Raw genomic sequence first — 21,487 nt, forward strand, 5'->3', positions numbered from 1 at the left:
GCCCGGCCGGGCCGCAAGCTCAGCGCAGGAAGCCGAGATAGCTCCGGCCCAGCGCATCCGCCCGCCCGTCCCGGGTCACCTCCCAGAGCGGGTTGTCGACCACCAGCCGCTGGCCGCCGTCGCGGATGACCGGCCGGATCACCGCTCCCGCCCGGGCCGGCGTCTCGGGGCCGAACAGTTGCAGGGGGAAGCGCAGGTAGATGCCCTTGTCGAAGCTGCCCTCCCCGAAGCGGCTGAAGGGGGTGGTGGTGACGGTGGCGAAGGCGCCGACCTCGATGCCGCTGTCGAAGCGGCGGCCGAGCTCGATGGTGCCGCCCCAGTCGCCCGCGAGGTAGCGCCCGGCGCGCAGCACGGCGTAGAGGTTCCAGAGCGGCAGGTCGGCATAGAGCGAGGCATGGCCGGTCGCCACCGTGTAGCCCAGCGCCGCGAAGCGCTGCCGGTACTCCCGCTGCGCCACCCAGGCGAGGTCGAGGCCGACCGCGATCGGCCGGTCCATGGGCCGCCACAGCACCTCGCCCGAGACGCCCTGGTACATCGGCTCCAGCAACCCGCCGGTGAGGCGGGCGAACCAGTCCGGCGCCAGGGTCCAGATGCGCTCGGCATAGAGGGTGGGGATGGAGGTCTTCCCCTCCCGCGCATAGCGGGCGATGTCGCTGCGGACATGCGGCAGCGTGCTGTTCGAGGGCTTGCCGTCGTCGAGATTGCCGAGCAGGGCCTGGGCCAGGCTGCCGGCCAGCGCGAACCCCTCGCCCAGCCCGTAACGGGCGCCGGCCTGCAGCCCGGCCTGCCAGCGGACCGCCTGGCTGGGGTCGCCGAGCTGCAGCGCGAGGCGTGGCTCGATCGCCCAGGACAGGCCCGGCGCGCCCAGCCCGCCCGAGAAGGACTGGTCGGTGGCTGGGTGCAGGCTGGCGGCGGCCAAGACCTCCTCGGCGCTGCCGCGGCCCGTCGCGCCGGCCTCGATCGCCTCCCGCAGCACGACCAGGCGGGCCACCGGCACGCCGGCGCGGTGCCAGAGCACCTCGATCCGCTCCACCTCGGGCGGCAGGCTGGGCTGGATGGCGCGCGCCACGCGGCCGGCCGTCTGGGCCAGGGTCGGGAAGCGGCCGCCCTCCACCGCGATCCGCGCCTGCGTCCCGTCGATCTCCACGCCGAGGGGCCGGAAGCCGGCGGCGCGCAGGGCCGGCGCGATGCCGGAGATGTCGCCCTGGGCCGGGCGTGGCGCGATGGCGGGCGGAGGCGGGCGCGGCGGCTCCGGCGGTCGTGCCGGATCGAGGCGGAGCGAGAGGCGGACCAGCAGGTCCGTGCCATGGACGACATGCACCCCGGCATCGAGCCAGGGATTGGGCTGCCATTGCAGGCCGAAATTGAGGCGTGACCGGGCCTCGCCGCGCAGGTTGTCGGTCCGGGCCGGATAGCCGCCGCGCTCGTCGCGCAGCGCGTCGCCCGACCACTCGATCTTCGCCCGCAGCCCCTCGACCGCGCCATAGGGGGTCGGGATCTCGGGCAGGGACCATTCGAGGCCGCCAAAGAGCGCCACCTCCTCGCCCCGGAACCAGGTTCCATAGGCCGGCGTGCCGCCCTCGCCGACATCGCGCGAGCGGGTCCTGTAGCGGCCGGAGAGGAGGCGGAAGGGGTTGGGGAGGTCGCCACCGGTGCCGAGCCGGCCCCAGCCCATGCCGAGGCTGACATCGACCGGGCCGAAGCGCTTCGAGGCGACGAGGTACTCGCCGCCGTAGAGGCCGGTGCCGATCGCATCCTGCAGCCCGACCGCCAGCGCCGGGCGCCAGGCATTCTCCCGCCAGAGCTGCAGCTTGAGGTCGAAGGCGCGATCATTCGTCATGCCGCGGCCGCGCGTCGCGTCCAGCCGGTCGGTGAGGCGGAAGGTGGTTTCGAGGAAGGGGAGGGCCTGGAAATTGAGGAACCAGAACTGCCGCTGGTGCCGCAGGGCCGCCCCGGCCTCGAGCGTGCCATCCGGGCGGAGGCGGGCATTGCGCATCTCGATCAGCCCGGCGCCGCCGTAGTCGCTGCCCGTGGCTGGCACCTCCTGCGCCGCCGCCGGGGCGCCGCAGGCGAGCAGGAGCGCCAGCGCGGCACGGTCGGGCCGCAGCCTGCCGCATCGCGCGCCGTTCGCCATGCCTATTTCGAGCCGGACCTGACGATCACCGCGAGCGCCGCCGAGGACAAGGCCACCTGCGACAGCACCTGCGTCACGTCGCGCAGGAAGCCCCAGGTCTCGTAGGGCGAGGGGTCCTGCGGCACCACCACGGTGCTGCCGGGCGGGATGGGCGGGCCGCCCGACAGCCAGCCGCCCAGCCCGGCCGGGGCGGACTGGCCATTCGGCAGCACGACGAAGGCGCGGTCGCCATCGGCGAAGCGCTGCTCGCCGCCGGCGGCGCGGACATAGTCGCCGGCCTTCCAGCCGGTGGCGAATTGCAGGCTGCCCGGGTTCAGCACGGCGCCGACCACCGTCACCTCGTTCGGCCGCTTCGGCATCGCCACCAGGTCGCCCGGCTCCATCAGCACGTCGAGATCGGGCCGGCCGGCGAGGATGACGGGGTTCGCCTCCACCACCATCCGCCCGGCCGCGCGCGTCTGCCGCAGCGAGGTCGCCAGGGCCTGGCCCGCCTGGATCGCGCCCGAAAGGTCGGTCGAGCCGCGCATGCCGGCGACCGCCTGGCCGGCGGCGACCTGCATCAGCCCCTGCTCGAGCTCGCGCGCCGTGCGCTGGAATCCCTCCTGCTGGCGTTGCCGCACGCTCTCGCGGCTGAAGACGGCGCCATAGGGATAGGCCTGGGCGGTCAGCCCGCCGGCCCGGGCGATGACCTCCGAGAGGCGCTCGCCGCGGCGGATGTCGTAGACCCCCGGGCGGACGAACTCGCCGACCAGCGTCACCGGACCGGTGTCGCGGTCGCCGAAGCCGCGCGGCAGCCGCACCGCGTCGCGCGGCGAGAGGCGCACGGCGGCGAAATTGCGCGAGCGCAGGTCGATGATCGTGCGCGAGAGGGGCAGCGTCGCGGCCTGCTCGGCCGGCTCGCGCGCCAGCTCCACCGCGGCCAGGTCGGCGGTATCCGTGGCACCGCCCGCCGTCGCCAGCACGGCATCGAGGCCGGTGTCGTCGAGGATCGGGTAGAGGCCGGGCTGCCGGATCTCGCCGGTCAGCAGCACGCTCTGGTCGAGCAGGAAGGGCAGCAGCGTCGGGTAGTCGAGGAAGACCTGCGGGCAGGGCAGCAGGCCGAGATCGGGGAAGCCGGCGGCCCGGGCATGGGCGAAGCGCTGCGGCGAGGATTGCGCCGCGACGGCGAGCTGGACCAGCGCCGCGCAGCCTGTCGGCGCCGGTGGCGTGGCCGCGGGCGGGGCTTGCGGGGCGCCGGGCGGCAGGCTGGCGAGCGGCCCGCCCGGCATGCCGGAGGCGACGGCGAGCGGCTGGCCGGCGATCGGGCCGGCCGCCATGGCCGGCGGCGCGGCGGCGGGCAGCACCGGCTGCGCCGGCTGGGACGCATCCGGGGCGTCGCCGCGGATGGCCTGCTGCACCCCCGGGCTGGCCAGGAAGAGCACATCCGGCAGGCCGAGCAGGATCACCTCGTCGCCCTCGGCGAGCGGCAGGTCGGCCTGGCCTTGCAGCACCCGGCCGAGATCGAAGGTGAGGAAGCGGCGCGTGCGGGTGCGCTGGTCGGTGCGCCAGACCACGCCGAGCCGGGCATAGGGGTCGGCGCGCACCAGCCGCGGATCGGCGAGCAGCCCGCGCAGGGTCTGGGCGCGGCCGCCGGCGGAGCGGAGCACCGGCGCCACCACATGCCCGGCCAGCCGCAGATCCTGGGCGAGAACGTCCGAGCCCGGCTCGACCCGCAGCGAATCCCCCCGCCGCAAGGCGTCGCGGGGGCCGATCTCGCGCAGGCTGCGCCGCCCCTCGGCATCGGTGGTCTGCAGCAGGAAACGGTTGCCGGACGGCCGCAGCGGCTCGCCCGCCAGCCGCAGCACCGTGGCGAGCGGCGCCTGGCCGGTCCCGGCCGGCAGCTCGTAGATGCCCGGCCGCGTCACCTCGCCGCTGATCGCCACCACCCCGCCGAGCGGCGGCACCAGGATGCACTCGCCCTCCTGCAGCCGCAGGTCGGGCGGCGTGCCCTCGCCGGCGATGACCGGATAGAGGTCGATGATCCGGCGGGTGCCGGCGCCCTCGATGCGGATGGCCCGCAGCGAGCCGGTGCGGCGGACGCCGCCGGCGGCGACCAGCGCATCCAGCACCGAGGCCATGGAGGTGAGGGGTTGCAGCCCCGGCCGCGCCACCTCACCGCCGACGAAGATGGCGATCTGCCGCACCTGGCCGATCGAGACGAAGACTTCCGAGCCGCCGAGCTCGCGCAGCGACCGCGCCTCGAGGTCGGCGCGCAGCTCCCGCAGCGTCCGGCCCGCGGCCGGCACCGGGGCGAGGTCGGGCACCAGCAGCATGCCGTCGCGCCCGACGCGAAGGCTGAGCGTCTGGCGGGCCCGGCCGCGGAAGGCGAGCACCACCTCGTCGTCGCGGCCGAGCAGGTAATCCGCCGGCAGGGCGCCGAAGCCGATGCCCATGGGCTGGCCGGCGGGCATGCCGCGCAGGCTGTCATAGCCGAATTGCCGCAGCGGCGCGGCCGGGCAGGGCGCGGCCGGACAGGTCGGGCCGGCGCCGCGGGCGGCGAAGAAGCTCTCCGCCGGGGAGGGCGGCTCGTCGGGCGGCGGCAGGGGGACCGGCGTCGCCGCCATCGCCGGTGGCGCGGAGGGCAGGGGCATGCTCGGTGTCACCGCGCGGCCGGCGCCGGCATCGAGGATGCGTTGCAGGATGTCCTGCTGCGCCGCCTGCGGCAGGCTCGGCAGGGCCAGGCCGCCCGGCAGGGTGGAGGGGAGGGCCGGGGGGGAGAGGAACGTGCCGGGCGTCCCCGTCTGCGCCGCTGCCGGCAGCGCGGACTGGCTCGCCAGCACGGCCGACAGGACCGACCGCAACAGGCCGTGGCGGAAGCGGCGCAGCAGTCTGTTCCCCCTGTTGGACGCGGTTGGCGGATCAATCACATCCGGTTGATGTGGTATTAAATCACCGCTACTCGTAGGTCTAATGGAATGTTGCGGTTTGCTTTCGTCCCGGCTGGATGCCGCCCGCCGTCTCGGTGTGCGGCCAGTGCTGCTGGCCGCCTGGCACCGTGGCCCGGGACGCCGGCTGGCCGCGCGCCGGCTCGCCGACGCGGCGATCCCGGCCGGGACCATCCTGCCGGAGCCGGTGCCGGTCCTGCCGGCGCCGCCGGCAGGACTGTCCGCCACCCACCGGGCGAGGCTGCTCACCCGCGCGGGTGATGCGGCCGCCGGTGACTGGCACGGCCCTTTCCCGGCCGCGCCGCAGGCGCTCACCCTGGACCTGTTCGGCCCCGGCGATATCCGCCCGGTCTGGGAGCGCAATCGCTGGGCGGAATTGCCGCTTCTCGCCCAGGCGGCGCGGCTGGCGCCCGAAGCCGGCCATCTCCCGCGGCTGGAGGCGCTGCTTGGGGACTGGACCCGGCGAAACCCGCCCTTCCGCGGGCCGAATTGGGCCTGCGGCCAGGAAGCGGCGCTGCGGGTGCTGCACCTCGCGCTGAGCCTCGCCCTGCTCGGCCTCGAGCATGCACCGTCCCCGGCATCGCGGACGCTGCTGGCCCTGCATGGGCGCCGCATCGCCGCGACCGGCGCCTATGCCCTGGCGCAGGACAACAACCACACCGTCTCCGAGCCCGCCGGGCTGCTGATCTGCGGGCTGATGCTCGGGGAGGCGGGCTGGACGCGGCATGGCGCGCGGCGCCTGGAGGCGGCGCTTCGCCGCCTCGTCGCGCCAGACGGGGCCTTCGCCCAGTGCTCCTCCGGCTATCACCGCCTGCTGCTGGACGTCCTGGCGGCGACGGAATGGCTGCGCCGGCGCCTGGGCGGGCCGCCGCTCGGTGCCGTCGCCGCGGCCCGCGCCGCGGCGGCGACGGAATGGCTGCGTCGGGTGGTGGACCCGGCGAGCGGCGCCATGCCGCAACTCGGGCACCAGGACGGCTCCGCCTTCGCCGACCTTGCCCTTGCCGGGGTGGCGGATGCGCGGCCGAGCCTGGAACGGGCGGCGCGGCTGTTCTGCAACGGCTCCGCGGGCTTCGCCGGGGAGCCGGGCTGCGCCTGGCTCGACCTCGCCGACCAACCGGCCCTCGCCCCCCCGCCCGCGCGCTGGGTGGCGGAAGGGCTGCGGGGGTGGCGGGCCGGCGAGACGCGCTGCCTGCTGCGCACCGGGCCGCTGCGCTTTCGTCCGGGCCAGGCCGACCTGCTCCACTGCGAGCTCTGGGTCGGCTCGCTGCCGCTGCTGCGCGACGGCGGCACCGGCGCCTACAACCCGCCGCCGGAGGCGGGCTGGTGGCACGCCCATTTCACCGGCACCGCAGCGCACAACACCATCGCCTTCGACGGCGAGGACCAGATGCCGCGGCTGTCCCGCTTCCTCTTCTCGCATTGGCCGCGCATGGGCCTGCTGCCGGAGGGCGCCTGGCTGCGGGACCGGCGGGGGCGCCGCCATGCCCGCCGCATCCGGGTGGAGGGGCGTTGCTGGGTGGTGGAGGACGCTCTGGAGGGGCGTTTCCACGAGGCGGTGCTGCGCTGGCGGCTGGCGCCCGGCGCCTGGCGGCTGCGCCCGGACGGCGCCGAGGACGCCCGGGCGCGGCTCACGGTCACGGCGGATGTGCCGCTGCGCTGCACGCTGGAACCCGGCTGGGAGAGCCCGGGCTATGGCCAGGTGCGGCGCGTGCCCGTGCTGACGGCGCGGGTCGGGCCGCGGGCGCGCAGCCTGACGACGCGAATCGAGCCGCTCTAGATTCAACCTTGAATCGTTTGCAATTTGCTTACAACATTTTGTGAGGATCGTCGTCGGCACGAGGCTCGGGCACCGCCATGGCACTGGACCTGCTCCTGCGGGGAGTTTGGCAACGCCGCCGTCAGGCCGTGCTGGCCGCCCTCCTGCTCTTCGCCCTGTTGGTGGCCGCCCTCTGGCAGATGCCCCAGCGCTACGTGGCCCAGGCCATCGTCGCGCCGGCCGAGACGACGAGCATCGCCACCTCGACGCTGCTCTCGCCGATGCCGTTGCTCGGCGGCGGCCTTCTCGACGACCGGCCGAGCGGCAATTTCGCTGTCTACCTCGATGCCCTGCGCTCGCCCGAGGCGGCTGCGATGCTCGCCCGCGACACCGGGTTGCTGCAGCATCTCGACGGGTTGCGCACCGCCTGGCCGCTCGGGCCGCTCCGCCGGGCCCTCGGCCTGCGGATCGAGGCGGACCTCGATGACGTCCAGGCCTGGCTCGAGCAGAATTTCGCCGCCACCCAGAACATCGCGACCGTCACCTTCACGCTGACCCTGGCGCATCGCGACCGCGCGGCAGCGCTCGATGCCCTGCAGCGCCTGCACGCCCTGGCGGAAGCCAAGGTGCGGGAGGATCTCGGCGCGCTCGCCCGGCGCCGCATCGCGGCGATCGAGGCGAGGCTCGCCGCCGAGGGCGATCTCTATCTGCGCAACGCGCTCTACGACCTGCTGGGCCAGCAGCAGCGGAGCGCCCTGGTGGTCGCGGCGGACGAGGCGGTGGCGGCGCGGATCGTCTCCGCCCCGATGGTGGAGCTGCGCCCCTCCCTGCCGAACCGGACGCTGCTGGTCCTGCTCTTTGCCCTGCTCGCCCCGATGGTGTCGCTGACCGGCATCCTGGCCCTGGTCCTGCTGCGGCCCGACCGTTCGGGGCCGCGCGGGCTCGGCCAGGCGATGCCCGCCGTGGGGGCGGAATGAGCCCTCCGACAACGGCCTGGCCCAGGCATGTCGCGGCCGGCAGCGGGCTGCTGGCGGCGGCGCTGCAATTCGCCGGGGCGTTGAAGTCGCTGCCGGGCCTGGCCGCGCTGCCGGTCGATCTGACCCTGCTCGTGGCGCTGCCGCTGCTGCCGGCCCTCGCCCTCCTGCTCCTCGCCCGGCGCTGGGAGATGCGGCCGATCCTGGCGGCGCCGCTGCTGGCGGCCAGCCTGCTGCTGCTCTGGCTCACCTTGGCCGGCGGCTGGAGCAGCTCGCGCCTCGTGCTCGCCGAGAAGCTGCCGCAACTCGTCCTGCTGGGGCCGGCGATGCTGCTGGCCGGGCTGCTGGTCGGCGCCGATGCGGCCAGCCTCCGGCGCTTCTGTTCCGCCGTCGTGGTCATCGGCCTGCTCATCGGGGCCGCGACCGCCTGGGGCGTGATGAACGGGACGGTGATCCTCGGCGGCGCGCTCGGCCAGGATCCGCAGAAGCTGCGGGTGCAGTACCAGCTGGCCGGCCTCGCCATCGCCTGCGCCGCCGGGCTGGCGGCGCTGCGGGTGATGGAGGCGCGCGGGCCCGGGCGCGTCGGCTGGGTGGCGATCCTGCTGCTGCTCGGCCTGGCGGTGCTGGTGCCCGGCGGGAGGGCGGCGCTGCTCGGCCTGCTGCTCGGCGCGGCCGGGGCGCCGGCGCTGCTGCTCTGCCTCTCCGGCCGCTGGATCGTGGCGCTGGGCTGGCTCGGCCTGATCGCCGGCCTCGGCCTCGGCGGCCTCGCCGCCCTGCTGGCCCTGCCGGGCGTCGATCTCGGCCTGCGGACGCTCGAACGCCTCTTCGGCGACCCCGCCACGGCCACCCCGGCGCGGCTGATCCTCTGGGGGGAGGCCTTGCGCTGGGCGGCCGAGGCAGCCCCCTGGGGGCTTGGCACGGGCGGCTTCACCCTGGCCGCCGGCACAGGGGACGACCGCAGCCTGCATCCCCACAACCACGCGCTCGAAGCGCTGGTCGAGGGCGGCCTGCCGGGGCTCCTGCTCTGGCTGCTCGCCTTCGGCGGCGCGGTGGCGCTGGCGATCGGCCTGGCCTGGCGGGTGGCGCCCGGGCGCGCGGCACGCGTGGCGGCGCTGACCCTGCCGGTCGCGCTGACCGCCATGGTCTCGACCGATCTCGGCAACCGGATGGTCTGGTTCGGGCTCGGCCTGCTGCTGTCGCTCGGCATGGAGGCGCGGCCGATCCCGCCCATGGCGACGGAGGGACCGCATGTATGAGCGCTGGGGCAAGCGCGGCTGCGACATCCTGGGCGCGAGCCTGCTGCTGCTGGCCGCCGCGCCGCTGCTGGCTGTCGCGGCGCTCGGCGTGTTCCTCGTGCTGGGACGGCCGGTGCTGTTCCGGCAATGGCGTGCCGGCCGGGATGGGCAGCGGTTCCTGCTGCTGAAGCTCCGCAGCCTGCGCGACGGCCCGGGCGAGGATGCGGCACGGCTCGGCCGCTTCGGCCGGGCCCTGCGGGCCAGCGCGATCGACGAGCTGCCGCAGCTCCTGAACGTGCTGCGCGGCGAGATGAGCCTGGTGGGGCCGCGCCCCCTGCTGCCGGAATATGCGGCGCTCTACACACCGGCCGAGGCGGAGCGGCTGCGCGTCCGGCCCGGCCTGTGCGGGCTGGCGCAGGCGGCGGGGCGGAATGCCGTGCCCTGGACGACGCGGCTTGCCCTCGATGTGCGCTATGCCCGGGCGACGCCGCGGCTGCGCCGCGACCTGGTGATCATGCTGCGCTGCCTCTGGCTGCTGTTGCGGGGCATCGGCGTCGCCGCGCCGGGCCATGCCACCATGCCGGGCCTGCAGGAACGGCCTGTGGCGGGCGCCGGCGCCGGACGGGCGCGCTGAGGTAGGGCGCGGTCCGACAGTATCGACGAGTTGGGTAAGACAATAGTCGATCAATCACATAGAACCCGTTGCTCACAGGCCGTGTCAGCAGACATGCCAGGTGGCAACAACCCCTTCGACGAGCCCAGGACTGTTTCATGAGGGCGATCCCGGATTTGCCGGGATCTGCATCCTGGGGTTGGAGAGCCTCGGGGGATTGAAGTAACTATTAGTTGTATTTCATGCTTAAGAAATTTGAGTTTTCGACAGGCCTCCCGGGAAGCGCGGTCTGCTTTGCAGGGACCGGCCAATGCCTTCGGCGCCGGCCCCGAGGGCTCGAGGCCCTACCATCGGGAACGGGAGACGAACGCGGCGCGCCGGCGGGCTCAGGCCGCGGCCTCCGAATCAATCGCTTAATCCGAGTCGCGCGAACGAATCGCTGACACCCTGCCGCGGCCAGCCGGCGACGGCGAAATACCAGCCCTGGTAGGATGCCCGGGGCCGGCACCGCTAACGCGTTCGCGCTCTGGTCTGATCTCGGGGTGCCGACGCGTCGAGTCGCGCAGGCGGGTGGGGGCCGCTGCGCCGGCCGCCCCGTCCCCAACCTCCGCGGGATGACACAGGGAGAAGAGGATCAGAAATCGCTGACGCGGCCCTTCCGCTCCCAATCGCCGTAGCGGGTCGGCTCCGGTCCAGCGGGCCCACCGATCTCCTTCATCCGGAGCGGCGGATCGGTGGGCGGATCGCCGGCCGGGGGCTGGTCCGGATCGCCAGGGATCGGCGCTTCCGGCCCCGGCGGGTCCTCGACCGGCGGTTCCGGCAGGTCCGGGCTCGGCGGCGGCGGGGGGATGGGCGGCACCGGCTGCGGCGGCAGATCCGGGGAGATCGGCACCTGCGCCCGCAGGGCTGCGACGGGCTGGGGGCGGGGGGCGGCGGCTACGGCCGCCTCTTGTCGGGATTCGGTCATGTCCACCATGTGGGAGTGCGGGGCAGGGTCCTGCCACCCCCGGCGCCCCGGGGAAAGGCAGCGCGGCACCGGAAAGGGAAGGGACATGCAAGGCTATCTGCGCACCGCGATGCTGCTCGCCGCCCTGACGGCGCTGTTCATCGGCATCGGCTACCTGCTCGGCGGCAACCAGGGCATGGTCCTCGCCTTCCTCCTCGCCTGCGGCACCAATGCCTGGGCCTGGTGGAACAGCGACCGCGTGGTCCTCTCCATGTACAACGCCCAGCCGATCACCCCGGCCGAGGCGCCGCGCCTCTTCGCCATGGTGCAGGGGCTGGCGCAGCGGGCCGGGCTGCCCATGCCGGCGCTCTACGTGATCCATGAGGACCAGCCCAACGCCTTCGCCACCGGCCGCAACCCGCAGAATGCCGCCGTCGCGGTGAATACCGGCCTGCTCGACCTGATGAACGAGCAGGAGGTGGCCGGGGTGGTCGCGCACGAGCTGGCGCATATCAAGCACCGCGACACGCTGATCATGACCCTCACCGCGACGCTCGCCGGGGCGATCGGCATGCTGGCGCAATTCGGCTTCCTCTTTCGCGGCAACAGCCAGGACGGGCACCGCAACCCCTTCGGCCCGATCGGCGCCATGGTGCTGCTGATCGTCGGGCCGCTCGCCGCCATGCTGGTGCAGATGGCGATCAGCCGCTCCCGCGAATACGAGGCCGACCGGCTGGGCGCCGAGATCGCCGGCGATCCGCGCTGGCTGGCCGGCGGGCTGCAGAAGCTGGAGCAGTTCAAGCAGGGCCGCGTCAACCAGGCCGCCGAGGCGCATCCGGCGAGCGCCCATATGTTCATCGTCAACCCGCTCTCGGGCCTGCGCATGGACAGTCTCTTCACCACCCATCCGCCGACCGAGGAGCGCATCCGCCGGCTGCTGGCCATGGCGCCGCCGGCGCCGCCCGCCATGGCACGCCGCGCCGCGCCGCCGGCGGCGGTCTATCCGCCCAACTCGCCCTGGGGCGAGGGGCGGCGCAATCCTTGGGGGTGAGGCCGCGGCAGCGTCAGGCGTTGATCCCGGCGATGTTCTCCGGCCGCGCCGGGATCTCGCCGCGCTCCACCCGCTTCACCACCGCCGTCAGCGCCGCATTGGCCGGGGCGGCCAGCCCCGCCTTGGCGCCCTCGGCGACCACATACCCGTTGATCTGGTCGATCTCGGTCTGCCGGCCCTTCAGCATGTCCTGACCCATGGAGGGACGTTGCAAAGCGCTGCGCTGGCCGGCGGCGAGGGTCGCCAGCAGCACCCCATCGGCCTGCTCAAGCGCCGCCGCGTCGCCCGCCCCGGCGCGGGCGAGACCCTCCGGCGCGATCTTCTGGATCGGCTCCAGCGCATAGCCGAGCGCCTGGCCGATGCGCACCGCCTCGGCGCCGAGCCGGATCGAGAAACGCCGGATCCGGTCGTCGCGGTCGCAGTCGTTGCCCGAAAGGCCGGAGGCGGCGCTGACCCCGTTGCGCATGACGTTGACGCAGAGCTTCGACCAGCGCTCGCCCCAGAGATTGGTGGTTGCCTGCACGCTGTCGATCTCGGCGATCATGGCGCGGATCCGCTCGACGCGCGCGGTGATGCGGCCATGCGGCTCGCCCACCGCATAGACGACGCGCTGGGTGCCGCCGAGCGGCACGGTGCGGCGGATCTCGCCCGGCGCGTGCAACTCGCCGGAATAGGTGCCGGCGATCACCCCGACCGTGCGGCCCCAGCCGACCACCGAGGCGATGGCCGGCTCGTTGATGCAGTTCTGCAGGCTGGCGACGAAGCCGCCGGGGGCCAGATGCGGCGCGATCAGATGCGTTGCCCAGACCGTGTCGTAGGATTTCACCGAGACGAAGGCGATGTCGACCGGAGACTGCTTCGAGAGGGACTGCACGTCGCTCAGATGCAAGGCGGGCACCGGCACGGTGACGTTCTGCGAGTCCTCGAGCCCGGTCAGCCGCAGCCCCTGGCTGCGGATCGCCTCGACATGCGCCGGCCAGGCATCGATCAGCGTGACGTCATGGCCAAGCCGGGCGAGGTGCCCGCCGAGATAGCCGCCGACCGCGCCGGCCCCGACGATGGCGATTCTCGGACGCATGGTCTTTTTTCCTCCCAGGTCGCGGCGAGGCTACGCGCGCCGGCCGGGAGCGGGAAGCGTCAGGCCAGGAAGACCGGCCGCGCGCCCGCCTCGAAGGGGATGCCGGCCTGGCGCAGCGAGGCGGCGAGGGCCGCCTCCGGCATGCGGGCATGCCGCACCAGCAGCTGCAGGTAGAGCCCGACGAAGCGCGGCCCATGCCCCTCATTCAGCCCATCCGCCGTGCTGGTCATGGCATGCGCCAGCTCATGCAGCAGGATCCAGCTCGGCAGCACCGGCGGCGCCTCGATGGCCAGCCGCGTGGCCCGTGCGACCGTCATCCGCGCCTGTGGCGGCAAGGGGCGCAGGCGCGGCGGCCAGCGCAACCCCTCGGCCGCCCAGACATGGTCGATCAGCGCCTGAAGCCGGGCATAGGGCACGCGGGAGGCGTCGCGCGGCGCCACCTCGCGGTCCTCCCAGGCATAGAGGCGGCGCGCCGCGGCGTCCCCGCGGCTCATCGCCGCGGCAGCCGCCCCGCGGCGGGCCCGGCGCCGAGCGGCCGCTCCAGCCCGACCCGGCCGCCGGCCGCCTGGCCCCGGCCATAGGCGCCGCGGTCGCGCACCGTCGCGGTCGAGTAGACCGTCTTCAGCCGCACCCCGAGCGTGCGGAATCCCTCCTCCACCTTCTTCTCCTTGGCCAGCACTAGGGCGGTGGAGGCGCTCGCCATGGCCGGGGCAGCGGCGGCGCGGCGGCGCTCGGCCGCCGCCTCGCGCTCGGCGGTCAACGCCTCCAGCCGCTGCCCCAGCCGGTCGGCGAAGCCGTAGCGGAAGCTGCGCAGCCGGGTCTGCGGCGTGGCGCGGCTGCGCTGCCAGTCGGGGCTGGCGCGATAGCGCGTCTCCTCGAAGGCGAGGGCGCTGTCGGCGACGCGCAGCAGGTATTCCGCCATCTGCACGTCGGGCTCCAGCCCGAAGAGCACGAAATCGGCGCGCCCCTCGGTCCAGCCGCGGCATTCGCAGAAGCGCAGCAGGGGCGGGTAGAGCCAGCGCAGCGCCAGGCGCTGCGGACCGGCGATGGTGACGCGGCGCTGCTGGCAGGCCTCCTCGCGCAGCGCCACCTCCGACATGGAGAGGCCATAGACCTCCAGCAGCTCGCCCACCTTGGCGGCGGCGGCCAGCGCCTCGGCCTCGGAGCAGCCGCGCTCCACGGTGCGGGCGGAGAGGGCGCGGATGCGCGCCTTCACCCGGGCGAGCTCGGTCTGCTGGTCCATGGCAGGCTACCTGCCGGGGCGGCGGGCGGCGGGTCAAGCTCGGCCATCCGGGCCGGTTGTGGCCAGGCCGCCCCGGCCCCTCGTCCGGCGGTCAAGGCTCCACCCGGGCCGCAGCCCGTTTATGCAGGTCCGCGGATCATGGGGCAGGGCCCTGCCGAATGGCGCGATCCAGGCTCTTCGGCGATTCCACCCCAGGCGATCACGCTCTAGGCTCGGTTGCCGAGGAAGGGGAGACACCCATGGCCCGCTACGGCTTCGACCACGTCCATCTGCGCAGCCCCGATCTGGAGGCGACCGCGACCTGGTTCCAGGAGGTGCTCGGCGCCGAGGTGGTGCGGCGGGCGGCCGGCGAGGCGCCGCGCATCGACCTGCTGCTCGGCGGCCTCAACCTCTTCATCTCGCAATCCGACACCCGCGTCGCCGCGCCGCCGGTCTCGCCCTATAACGGCATCGACCATTTCGGCCTGGCCGTCGAGGATCTGGACGCGGCCGTGGCGGAGCTGAAGGCCAAGGGCGTCGAGTTCACGATCGAGCCGCGGCAGGCCCGGCCGGGCGTGCGCATCTGCTTCATCCGCGGCCCGCAGGACATCACCATCGAGCTGCTGGAGCGCAAGCCGGCCTGACGCCGGCCAGGACGGGAGGACAAGCCATGCACATCGTCCAGATCAACTACCGCCGGCCCGACATGCCGAAGGCGGAGTGGGAGGCGCGCTACACCGATGAGCGCGCCAGGCCCTTCCTCGAAGTCCCGGGATTGCTGTGGAAGATCTGGCTGGACGGGGATGCGGAGCGCCTCGCCGGCGGCATCTACCTCTTCGCCGACCGCGCCAGCGCCGAGGCCTATGCCAGCGGGCCGATCGTCGCGCGGATGCGCAATAACCCGGACCTGTCCGAGGTGTCGGTCCGGGTCTTCGCGGTGCGCCGCCGGATGAGCGAGATCACCCGCGCGCCGATCGATTTCGACCGCCTGGCGGCCGAATAAACAGGAGCGGCGCGAGGCCGCTCCCCACAGGAGGCCGCCCTGCCCGGACGGGCGGGGCGGGGCCGGTCACTCCGCGGCGATGCGCACCGGCGGCAGCTTGGCGCGCACCAGCGCCTCGTAGAGCGCGACATGCTCCTCCGCCATGCGGCGGGCGGTGAAGCGCCGCTCGAACTCGGCCCGGATGGCGGAGCGCGACAGCTCCGGCAGCCTGCCGACCGCCGCCACCGCGGCATCCGCGTCCTCGACGATGAAGCCGGTCAGGCCGTCCTGCATCACCTCCGGCACCGAGCCGTGGTTGTAGGCGATGACAGGCGTGCCGCAGGCCATGGCCTCGATCATCACCAGGCCGAAAGGCTCCGGCCAGTCGATCGGGAAGAGCAGGGCCTGGGCGTTGGACAGGAACTCGGCCTTCTGATGGTCGCCGATCTCGCCGATATACTCGACATGCGGCAGGGCCAGCAGCGGCTCGATCTTTTGTTCGAAGTAATCGCGGTCGGCGCGATCCACCTTCGCCGCGATCTTCAGCTTCATCCCGGCCCGGCCGGCGATCTCGATCGCGCGGTCCACCCGCTTCTCGGGCGAGATGCGGCCGAGGAAGGCGAGGTAGGAGGGCTTCGCCCCCGGCGTCGGCTGGAACAGGTCGCGCGGCAGGCCGTGATGAATGGTCCGCGCCCAATTCGCCCAGGCCATGGGCCGGCGCTGGCTGTCGGAGATCGAGATCAGCGGCACGTCGTTGTGCAGCTCGTAATGCCCCCAGATTTCCTTCAGGTCCAGCCGGCCATGCAACGTCGTCACATGCGGCACCGGCTGGCGGGTGAAGAGCGAGAAGGGCATGTAGTCGAGGTGGAAGTGCAGGACGTCGAACTCATGGGCGCGCCGCAGCACCCGCTCGAGCATCAGGAAGACCGGCGCATTCGGGTCGCCGATGCTCTTGTCGAGGCGGAGCGCCTGCTGCGACATCGGCGCCAGCGTCGCCGCCGTGACCGAATCCCCGCTGGCGAAGAGGGTGACGTCATGGCCGAGCGCGACGAGCTCCTCCGTCAGGTAGGAGACAACGCGCTCCGTGCCACCATACAGCTTCGGCGGCACAGCTTCGGCCAGAGGCGCAATTTGCGCGATTCTCATCGTGTGAATTTCTCCCGAGCGGCGAGGGCTGCCGCATGCGACGGCGTATCCGGGGCATCGTCTGCCTGAACGCTAAGAAGCGGGAAAATCCGACGACAAAAAGGCGCGGGCTGGCGGCTTCTTGGCAGGCAGGGCTGTTCACGATGTTGTGGTCGATAAACCGGCGAACGGCGCTACCTGGAAGGGTTCTCCCGGCCAGTCATCAACCATTGCGGGCAATGTGCAGCACGACGGCGTAGTGACAGGCGGCGGCCGCGAGGACGAGGCCGTGCCAGATCGCGGTGTGGAACCGCAGCCGCGTGGCCAGATGCACCCGCACGCCGAGGCTGTAGAGGGCGCCGCCGCACAGCAGGAGAAGCAGATCCCGCGGCGGCAGGGATTGCAGCAACGGCCCCATCGCCAGCAGGCCGACCCAGCCGAGCAGCAGGTAGAGCAGGATTGCCGCCCGCTCGATCCGGGCCGGCGCCAGCAGCTTCAGCGCCGCGCCGGTGAGCGCCCCGGTCCAGACCGTGGCGAAGAGCGCCCAGCCCCAGCCGCCACCGATCGCCAGGAGCGCGACCGGCGTATAGGTGCCGGCGATCATCAGGAAGATGGCGGCGTGGTCGAGGCGCTGCAGGATCCGCCGCCACTGTCCCGGGCGGGCGAGGTTGTAGAGCGCCGAGCAGCCGAGCATCGCCAGCAGGCCGCCGGCATAGAGGCCGAGGGCCGCCGCCGGCCGGCCGCCATCGGCCGCCGTCAGGGCGAGGCCGAGACAGGCCAGGCCCCCGGCCAGCAGCCCGACGACATGCACCGCCGCATCCGCGGCATACTCCGCCCGGCTGGCGAAGGCGGCAGGGGGGGCGGCGGGCGGCGGGGCCATGACCCTGACCTGGGGTTGCCCGGCCGCCATGCAACGCCAGCGGCGATCAGACGACGGAGAGCCCGCTCCCCCGCACCGGCCCGTGCCCCCGCCGGCGATCGCGCCCCTGGCGGCCTCAGTCCGGCTTGATGCCGGCGGCGCGGATGATCGGCTCCCACTTGGCGGTTTCCGATTGCAGCCACTGCGTCGCGCTGGCCGGCGTGCTGTCGGTGCGCACCTGCAGCGCCAGCTCGCCCAGCCGCTGCTGCACATCGGGCTTGCCGAGGACGCGGTTGAAGGTGGCGTTGATGGCCGCCTGGATCGGCTCCGGCGTGCCTGTCGGCACCATGATCATGTGCCAGGTATAGGCTTCGTAATTCGGCAGCCCGCCCTCGGCGAAGGTCGGCACCTCCGGCAGTTGCGGGATGCGCTTCGGCGAGCTGACGGCAAGGCCCCGGACGTCGCCGCGCTGGACATAGGGCAGGGTGTTGTTCGCCACGTCGAGCATCATCGAGGTGGTGCCGGCGAGCAGGTCGGGCATGGCGGCGGCGGAGCCGCGATAGGGCACGTGGTTCACCTTCAGCCCGCCGGCCTCGCGCAGGAACAGCTCGGCCGAGAGATGCAGGGCCGAGCCGTTGCCGGCGCTGCCGTAGTCGTACTTGCCGGGATTGGCGCGGTAGAGGGCGATCAGCTCCTGCAGCGATTTCGCCGGCAGGTCCTTGTTCACCATCAGCACCATCGGGATCACCCCGACCAGCACGACCGGCTGCAGATCGGCCATCGGGTCGAAGGGCAGGCGGGCGAACATGGCCCGCAGCGCCGAATGCGCGACGGTGGTGTAGAGCACCGTGTTGCCGTCCTTGGCCGATTTCGCCACCGCGTCGGTGCCGACGACGACGCCGGCGCCGGTCCGGTTCTCGACCACCGGGCGCTGCGGCAGCTCCTTGCCCAGCTCCTCGGCCAGCAGCCGAGCCGGAATGTCGGTGGGGCCGCCGGCTGCGAAGGGCACCACGATGCGCAGCGGTTGGCTCGGCCAACCGGCGGCGGACTGGGCCCGCAGCGGGGCGAGGGGGGCAGCGATGCTGGCGAGGCTGGCGCCGAGCAGGGTACGGCGATGCATGGTCATTCTCCGGCAGCGATCTTGTCGGGCATCGATGGCATGGCCCGATACCCTTGCCACCCGATGTATGCCTCGGCCAATGCAACGTCGAGCCGGCACGCCGGAGGCCGGGCCCCATGGCGCTGTCCCTTGGCAAGTCCTCCATGCCGCGTCCCTTGCGGCGCGGGGCTTGCAGCGCGGGGCTTGCACCCATTGGCGGCGGGGCGGAAACAACCGGCGTGATCCCCATCAGGGCCCTGCGAGGCCAGGACGCCGAGGACAGCGGCATGCCGGAAACCCCGGAAGGAATTCTCGCCCGCCTCGCGGCGCTTGGCATCGAGACCCGCACCGTGCGGCATCCGCCGCTCTTCACCGTGGCGGAAAGCCAGGCGCTGCGCGGCAGCCTGCCGGGCGGGCATTGCAAGAACCTCTTCCTGCGGCCGGCGAAAGCCGCGCCGGGGCCGCACCTGCTCATCGTGCTGGAGGAGGACCGCAAGGTCTCGGTGAACGCGCTGGGGCGCGCCGCCGGCCTCGGCCGGGTGGAGATGGCGCCGGCCGAGGCGCTGCGGGCGCTGCTCGGGGTGGAGCCGGGCGCGGTGACCTCGCTCGGCATGGTGAATGCGCCGCCAGGGCAGGTGCGCATCCTGCTGGATGCCGATTTCCTGCGGAAGCACGAATGGGTGCATGTCCACCCCCTGGTGAACACCATGACCACCGCCATCCGGCCGGCGGATCTGCTGCGCTTCCTCGAATCCCTGGGCCACCGGCCGGAATTGCTGGCTGTCCCGGTGGCGGCCGGATAGGGCGGCCTCACCTTGCCCGGGGCTCGGCGACTCCGCCCCGGCCTGTTCTTCCGGCACATGCTCCCCGGTGTCCGGCGCCTGCACCGGGTGCAAGCCTTTGGGGGCAAGTCTTTGGCCCCGCTTCCTCCCGGCCCGCGCGGGGCCATCCGGCCGGGCCGCCGCGGCGCGGCAACCGGGCGGGGATGCATGTCCCACCCCGGCCGGGCCTGCTATGCCCTGGCCAGGTGCCTCCGGCGCGCGACCGGCGCCGCCGGATGGCTGATCCCCATTGTCCCCGCGGCCGGCGGGGGCATCTAAGACCGCAAGACCGAGGAATTGCCGCCATGGACGTCATCTTCGACCCGAACCGCCAGGGGCCCGGTGCGGCCGCCGCAGGCGGTGGCGCCGATCCGATCAAGGACGGCGACCAGAAGACCTTCATGCAGGATGTCGTCAACGCCAGCCGGGAGGTTCCGGTGCTGGTGGATTTCTGGGCGACCTGGTGCGGACCCTGCAAGACGCTGACCCCAACGCTCGAGAAGGTGGTGCGGGCGGCGGGGGGCCGGGTGCGGCTGGTCAAGATCGATATCGACCAGAACCGCTCCCTGGTGCAGCAGCTCACCCAGCTTGGCCTGCCGCTGCAGAGCGTGCCGACCGTCGCCGCCTTCTGGCAGGGTCAGATCCTCGACCTCTTCCAGGGCGCCCTGCCCGAGGGCGAGGTGAAGAAATTCGTCGAGGGCCTGCTGAAGGCCGCCGGCGGCCAGATGCCGACCGCCGATCTGCTGGCCGAGGCGAAGCTCGCCGCCGAGGAGGGCGACCACCAGGGGGCGTTGCAGCTCTTCGGCGCCCTGGCGCAGCAGGAGCCGGAGAATGCCGAGGCCTATGCCGGCGTCGCCCGCGCCCTGATGGCGCTCGGCGAGGAGGAGCAGGCGTTGCAGGTCCTGGCCGGCGTCCCGGCCAAGCTCCGTGACCAGGCCGAGATCGTCTCGGTCCGCAGCGCGCTCGAGCTTGCGGCGGAGGGTCGCAAGGCCCGCAGCAAGCTGGCGGAATTCGAGCAGCGCCTGGCTGCCGACCCGAACGACCATGCCGCGCGCATCGACCTCGCGGTGGCGCTGAACGCGGCCGGCGACCGGGCGGGGGCGGTCGCGGCGCTGATCGAGGCGATCCGCCGCGACCAGGGCTGGAACGAGGAGGCGGCGCGCAAGCAGCTGCTGAAATTCTTCGAGGCCTGGGGATTCGACGATCCGGCGACGCTGGCCGGGCGGCGCAAGCTCTCCTCGCTGCTGTTCCGGTAGACCCGGCACGGTGGCCGCCTTCCACCCGAGCCTGGCGGAGCTGCCGTCGGAGATCGCGGTCTTCCCGCTGCCCGGCGCGCTGCTGCTCCCGGGCGGCCGCCTGCCGCTGAACATCTTCGAGCCGCGCTACCTGGCGATGACGCTCGACAGCCTGGCCGAGGGCCGGGTGTTCGGCATGATCCAGCCCGAGCCCGGCGTGCCGCCCGGCGCGACCGGGCCGGGGCTGTACCGCATCGGCTGCCTCGGCCGGCTGTCCTCCTTCGCCGAGACCGATGACGGGCGGCTGCTGATCACCCTGATCGGGGTGGTCCGCTTCCGGGTGGCCGCCGAGCTGCCGATGCGTCGGGGGTACAGGCGGGTGCGGGCGGATTATGCCGGCTTCGAGGGGGATCTGGACCTCGGCCCGCGGCCGGCCGGCGTCGATCGCGCGGCGCTGCTCGGGGCCCTGCGTCCCTTCTTCCGGGCCCGCGGCATCGAGGCCAATTGGGAGGCGATCGAGCAGACCTCCGATTCCCTGCTGGTCCTCACCCTCGCCATGGTCTGTCCCTTCGAGGTGCGCGAGAAGCAAGCGCTGCTCGAGGCGGCCTCGCCGGAGGACCGGGCGGCCATGCTGGTCGCCCTGCTGCAGATGGGCGCGCATCCCGAGCCGGATCCGGGCAACCGGCCGGCCGATCGCCGGCCGAGCTGAGGCGGGCATCGGCGCGCGCGCAGGCCGCGGGAAGGCGGGCGGCGAGCCGGCGCGACCGGATGATGCGCCGGGGCTGCACCGCGCGCCGCCGCGGCCCTAGAATGCCCGCATGAGCGACATGCAAGCCCCCACCCCCCCGACGCCCGGCGGCGAGGTCGATCCCGCCCTGCTGGAGATCCTGGTCTGCCCCGTCACCAAGGGGCCGCTGCGCTACGACCGGAGCCGGGGCGAGCTGATCAGCGACCAGGCGCGGCTGGCCTATCCGATCCGGGACGGCATCCCGATCATGCTGCCCGACGAGGCGCGGCCGCTGGACGCCTGATGCCGCAGCCTACCGAGATCCGGCTCCGGCGCGCCGAGCGCGTGCTGGAGGTCGCCTTCGACGACGGCAGCCGCTTCGCGCTGCCGGCCGAGTATCTGCGGGTGGAAAGCCCCTCTGCGGAGGTGCAGGGACACGCGCCGGGTCAGAAGGTGACGCTCGCCGGCCGGCGGGAGGTCGGCATCCTGCGGCTGGAGCCGGTCGGCCATTACGCGATCCGCCTCGTCTTCGACGACCTGCACGACAGCGGCATCTATTCCTGGGACTATCTCCACCAGCTCGGCCGCGAGCAGGCCACGCGCTGGGAGGCCTACGAGGCCGCGCTGGCGGCCAAGGGCCTCAGCCGCGATCCGCCGCGCCGCCGGGGCTGACGCCTCTTCCCCGCCCGCACCGGCGCGGTCCATG

Annotated in this window: 21 protein-coding genes; 12 read left to right on the top strand and 9 right to left on the bottom strand. The window is 73.4% G+C overall.

The features are described 5' to 3' along the window. Window positions 1–19: 19 nt before the first annotated feature. Together DOO78_RS02175 and DOO78_RS02180 are read right to left on the bottom strand one after the other, a co-directional pair. Entirely contained in the window at window positions 20–2,134 is a 2,115-nt protein-coding gene (locus DOO78_RS02175) for a YjbH domain-containing protein (protein ID WP_111468073.1), read from the bottom strand. Between the two features lie 2 nt (window positions 2,135–2,136). Continuing rightward, window positions 2,137–4,974: an SLBB domain-containing protein gene (locus DOO78_RS02180; protein ID WP_243634305.1), complete on the bottom strand. Its 2,838-nt coding sequence runs from the start codon at window positions 4,972–4,974 to the stop codon at window positions 2,137–2,139. Window positions 4,975–5,137: 163 nt separating this feature from the next. Here DOO78_RS02180 and DOO78_RS02185 point away from each other — a divergent pair, with 163 nt between their 5' ends. From DOO78_RS02185 to DOO78_RS02200, 4 genes are all read left to right on the top strand, one after another. Then, window positions 5,138–6,835: a heparinase II/III domain-containing protein gene (locus DOO78_RS02185; protein ID WP_243634306.1), complete on the top strand. Its 1,698-nt coding sequence runs from the start codon at window positions 5,138–5,140 to the stop codon at window positions 6,833–6,835. A 128-nt stretch (window positions 6,836–6,963) separates the two neighbouring features. After that, window positions 6,964–7,791: a hypothetical protein gene (locus DOO78_RS02190; RefSeq protein ID WP_111468075.1), complete on the top strand. Its 828-nt coding sequence runs from the start codon at window positions 6,964–6,966 to the stop codon at window positions 7,789–7,791. Continuing rightward, window positions 7,788–9,044 carry an O-antigen ligase family protein gene (locus tag DOO78_RS02195; protein WP_111468076.1) on the top strand — a complete coding sequence of 419 codons (1,257 nt, stop codon included), beginning with the start codon at window positions 7,788–7,790 and terminating at the stop codon, window positions 9,042–9,044. Before DOO78_RS02190 ends, DOO78_RS02195 begins: the two co-directional genes overlap by 4 nt. Then, the gene (locus tag DOO78_RS02200; RefSeq protein ID WP_111468077.1) at window positions 9,037–9,657 is read left to right on the top strand and encodes a sugar transferase; all 621 of its coding nucleotides are present in this window, start codon (window positions 9,037–9,039) and stop codon (window positions 9,655–9,657) included. Before DOO78_RS02195 ends, DOO78_RS02200 begins: the two co-directional genes overlap by 8 nt. A gap of 613 nt (window positions 9,658–10,270) precedes the next feature. Here the strand turns inward: DOO78_RS02200 and DOO78_RS28560 are convergent. Then, window positions 10,271–10,528, bottom strand: coding sequence for a succinate dehydrogenase assembly factor 4 (locus tag DOO78_RS28560; RefSeq protein WP_408887554.1), 258 nt, complete (start codon window positions 10,526–10,528; stop codon window positions 10,271–10,273). A 160-nt stretch (window positions 10,529–10,688) separates the two neighbouring features. On the opposite strand from DOO78_RS28560, the gene htpX reads away from it, so the two are divergent. Beyond that, entirely contained in the window at window positions 10,689–11,633 is a 945-nt protein-coding gene (gene htpX, locus DOO78_RS02210) for a zinc metalloprotease HtpX (protein WP_111468078.1), read from the top strand. A gap of 13 nt (window positions 11,634–11,646) precedes the next feature. Here the strand turns inward: htpX and DOO78_RS02215 are convergent, their stop codons facing one another. The 3 genes from DOO78_RS02215 to DOO78_RS02225 are packed head-to-tail and all read right to left on the bottom strand — an operon-like array spanning window position 11,647 to window position 13,954. Continuing rightward, window positions 11,647–12,711, bottom strand: a complete 1,065-nt coding sequence (locus tag DOO78_RS02215; protein ID WP_111468079.1) for a ketopantoate reductase family protein — start codon at window positions 12,709–12,711, stop codon at window positions 11,647–11,649. Window positions 12,712–12,770: 59 nt separating this feature from the next. Further along, entirely contained in the window at window positions 12,771–13,205 is a 435-nt protein-coding gene (locus DOO78_RS02220; protein WP_111468080.1) for a SprT family zinc-dependent metalloprotease, read from the bottom strand. Beyond that, window positions 13,202–13,954 (bottom strand): DUF7168 domain-containing protein, encoded by a 753-nt coding sequence (locus DOO78_RS02225; RefSeq protein ID WP_111468081.1) that lies wholly within the window; start codon window positions 13,952–13,954, stop codon window positions 13,202–13,204. The genes DOO78_RS02220 and DOO78_RS02225 overlap by 4 nt, the downstream gene beginning before the upstream one ends. Before the next feature lie 239 nt (window positions 13,955–14,193). Here DOO78_RS02225 and DOO78_RS02230 point away from each other — a divergent pair, with 239 nt between their 5' ends. Together DOO78_RS02230 and DOO78_RS02235 are read left to right on the top strand one after the other, a co-directional pair. Continuing rightward, window positions 14,194–14,577, top strand: a complete 384-nt coding sequence (locus DOO78_RS02230) for a VOC family protein (protein WP_111468082.1) — start codon at window positions 14,194–14,196, stop codon at window positions 14,575–14,577. Between the two features lie 26 nt (window positions 14,578–14,603). Next, the gene (locus DOO78_RS02235; RefSeq protein WP_111468083.1) at window positions 14,604–14,936 is read left to right on the top strand and encodes a YdhR family protein; all 333 of its coding nucleotides are present in this window, start codon (window positions 14,604–14,606) and stop codon (window positions 14,934–14,936) included. Between the two features lie 66 nt (window positions 14,937–15,002). Here DOO78_RS02235 and DOO78_RS02240 read toward each other — a convergent pair whose 3' ends face one another. The 3 genes from DOO78_RS02240 to DOO78_RS02250 form a co-directional block, all read right to left on the bottom strand. Then, a complete protein-coding gene (locus tag DOO78_RS02240; RefSeq protein ID WP_111468084.1) occupies window positions 15,003–16,061 on the bottom strand; it encodes a glycosyltransferase family 4 protein in 1,059 nt (352 codons plus the stop codon). 202 nt (window positions 16,062–16,263) lie between these two features. Beyond that, on the bottom strand, window positions 16,264–16,920 hold the full coding sequence (gene trhA, locus DOO78_RS02245) for a PAQR family membrane homeostasis protein TrhA (protein WP_111468085.1): 657 nt from the start codon (window positions 16,918–16,920) through the stop codon (window positions 16,264–16,266). Window positions 16,921–17,035: 115 nt separating this feature from the next. Continuing rightward, complete coding sequence (locus tag DOO78_RS02250) at window positions 17,036–18,019, bottom strand: Bug family tripartite tricarboxylate transporter substrate binding protein (protein WP_111468086.1); 984 nt, start codon at window positions 18,017–18,019, stop codon at window positions 17,036–17,038. 266 nt (window positions 18,020–18,285) lie between these two features. On the opposite strand from DOO78_RS02250, the gene DOO78_RS02255 reads away from it, so the two are divergent. From DOO78_RS02255 to DOO78_RS02275, 5 genes are all read left to right on the top strand, one after another. Next, window positions 18,286–18,801: a prolyl-tRNA synthetase associated domain-containing protein gene (locus tag DOO78_RS02255; RefSeq protein WP_111468235.1), complete on the top strand. Its 516-nt coding sequence runs from the start codon at window positions 18,286–18,288 to the stop codon at window positions 18,799–18,801. A gap of 323 nt (window positions 18,802–19,124) precedes the next feature. Beyond that, entirely contained in the window at window positions 19,125–20,075 is a 951-nt protein-coding gene (locus DOO78_RS02260) for a thioredoxin family protein (protein ID WP_111468087.1), read from the top strand. A gap of 10 nt (window positions 20,076–20,085) precedes the next feature. Next, complete coding sequence (locus DOO78_RS02265) at window positions 20,086–20,763, top strand: LON peptidase substrate-binding domain-containing protein (RefSeq protein WP_111468088.1); 678 nt, start codon at window positions 20,086–20,088, stop codon at window positions 20,761–20,763. A 118-nt stretch (window positions 20,764–20,881) separates the two neighbouring features. Next, window positions 20,882–21,085, top strand: coding sequence for a Trm112 family protein (locus DOO78_RS02270; protein ID WP_111468236.1), 204 nt, complete (start codon window positions 20,882–20,884; stop codon window positions 21,083–21,085). Then, window positions 21,085–21,453 carry a gamma-butyrobetaine hydroxylase-like domain-containing protein gene (locus tag DOO78_RS02275; protein ID WP_111468089.1) on the top strand — a complete coding sequence of 123 codons (369 nt, stop codon included), beginning with the start codon at window positions 21,085–21,087 and terminating at the stop codon, window positions 21,451–21,453. Before DOO78_RS02270 ends, DOO78_RS02275 begins: the two co-directional genes overlap by 1 nt. The last annotated feature ends 34 nt before the right edge of the window (window positions 21,454–21,487 follow it).

The organism is Roseicella frigidaeris (assembly GCF_003258945.1).
Classification (GTDB): domain Bacteria; phylum Pseudomonadota; class Alphaproteobacteria; order Acetobacterales; family Acetobacteraceae; genus Paracraurococcus; species Paracraurococcus frigidaeris.

What these genes read in the sequence shown, in the direction of transcription:
- DOO78_RS02175 (WP_111468073.1), bottom strand. Translation starts at nt 2,134, where the DNA reads ATGGCGAACGGCGCGCGATGCGGCAGGCTGCGGCCCGACCGTGCCGCG.
- DOO78_RS02195 (WP_111468076.1), top strand. Translation starts at nt 7,788, where the DNA reads ATGAGCCCTCCGACAACGGCCTGGCCCAGGCATGTCGCGGCCGGCAGC.
- DOO78_RS02200 (WP_111468077.1), top strand. Translation starts at nt 9,037, where the DNA reads ATGTATGAGCGCTGGGGCAAGCGCGGCTGCGACATCCTGGGCGCGAGC.
- htpX (WP_111468078.1), top strand. Translation starts at nt 10,689, where the DNA reads ATGCAAGGCTATCTGCGCACCGCGATGCTGCTCGCCGCCCTGACGGCG.
- DOO78_RS02215 (WP_111468079.1), bottom strand. Translation starts at nt 12,711, where the DNA reads ATGCGTCCGAGAATCGCCATCGTCGGGGCCGGCGCGGTCGGCGGCTAT.
- DOO78_RS02220 (WP_111468080.1), bottom strand. Translation starts at nt 13,205, where the DNA reads ATGAGCCGCGGGGACGCCGCGGCGCGCCGCCTCTATGCCTGGGAGGAC.
- DOO78_RS02225 (WP_111468081.1), bottom strand. Translation starts at nt 13,954, where the DNA reads ATGGACCAGCAGACCGAGCTCGCCCGGGTGAAGGCGCGCATCCGCGCC.
- DOO78_RS02230 (WP_111468082.1), top strand. Translation starts at nt 14,194, where the DNA reads ATGGCCCGCTACGGCTTCGACCACGTCCATCTGCGCAGCCCCGATCTG.
- DOO78_RS02235 (WP_111468083.1), top strand. Translation starts at nt 14,604, where the DNA reads ATGCACATCGTCCAGATCAACTACCGCCGGCCCGACATGCCGAAGGCG.
- DOO78_RS02240 (WP_111468084.1), bottom strand. Translation starts at nt 16,061, where the DNA reads ATGAGAATCGCGCAAATTGCGCCTCTGGCCGAAGCTGTGCCGCCGAAG.
- trhA (WP_111468085.1), bottom strand. Translation starts at nt 16,920, where the DNA reads ATGGCCCCGCCGCCCGCCGCCCCCCCTGCCGCCTTCGCCAGCCGGGCG.
- DOO78_RS02250 (WP_111468086.1), bottom strand. Translation starts at nt 18,019, where the DNA reads ATGCATCGCCGTACCCTGCTCGGCGCCAGCCTCGCCAGCATCGCTGCC.
- DOO78_RS02255 (WP_111468235.1), top strand. Translation starts at nt 18,286, where the DNA reads ATGCCGGAAACCCCGGAAGGAATTCTCGCCCGCCTCGCGGCGCTTGGC.
- DOO78_RS02260 (WP_111468087.1), top strand. Translation starts at nt 19,125, where the DNA reads ATGGACGTCATCTTCGACCCGAACCGCCAGGGGCCCGGTGCGGCCGCC.
- DOO78_RS02270 (WP_111468236.1), top strand. Translation starts at nt 20,882, where the DNA reads ATGCAAGCCCCCACCCCCCCGACGCCCGGCGGCGAGGTCGATCCCGCC.
- DOO78_RS02275 (WP_111468089.1), top strand. Translation starts at nt 21,085, where the DNA reads ATGCCGCAGCCTACCGAGATCCGGCTCCGGCGCGCCGAGCGCGTGCTG.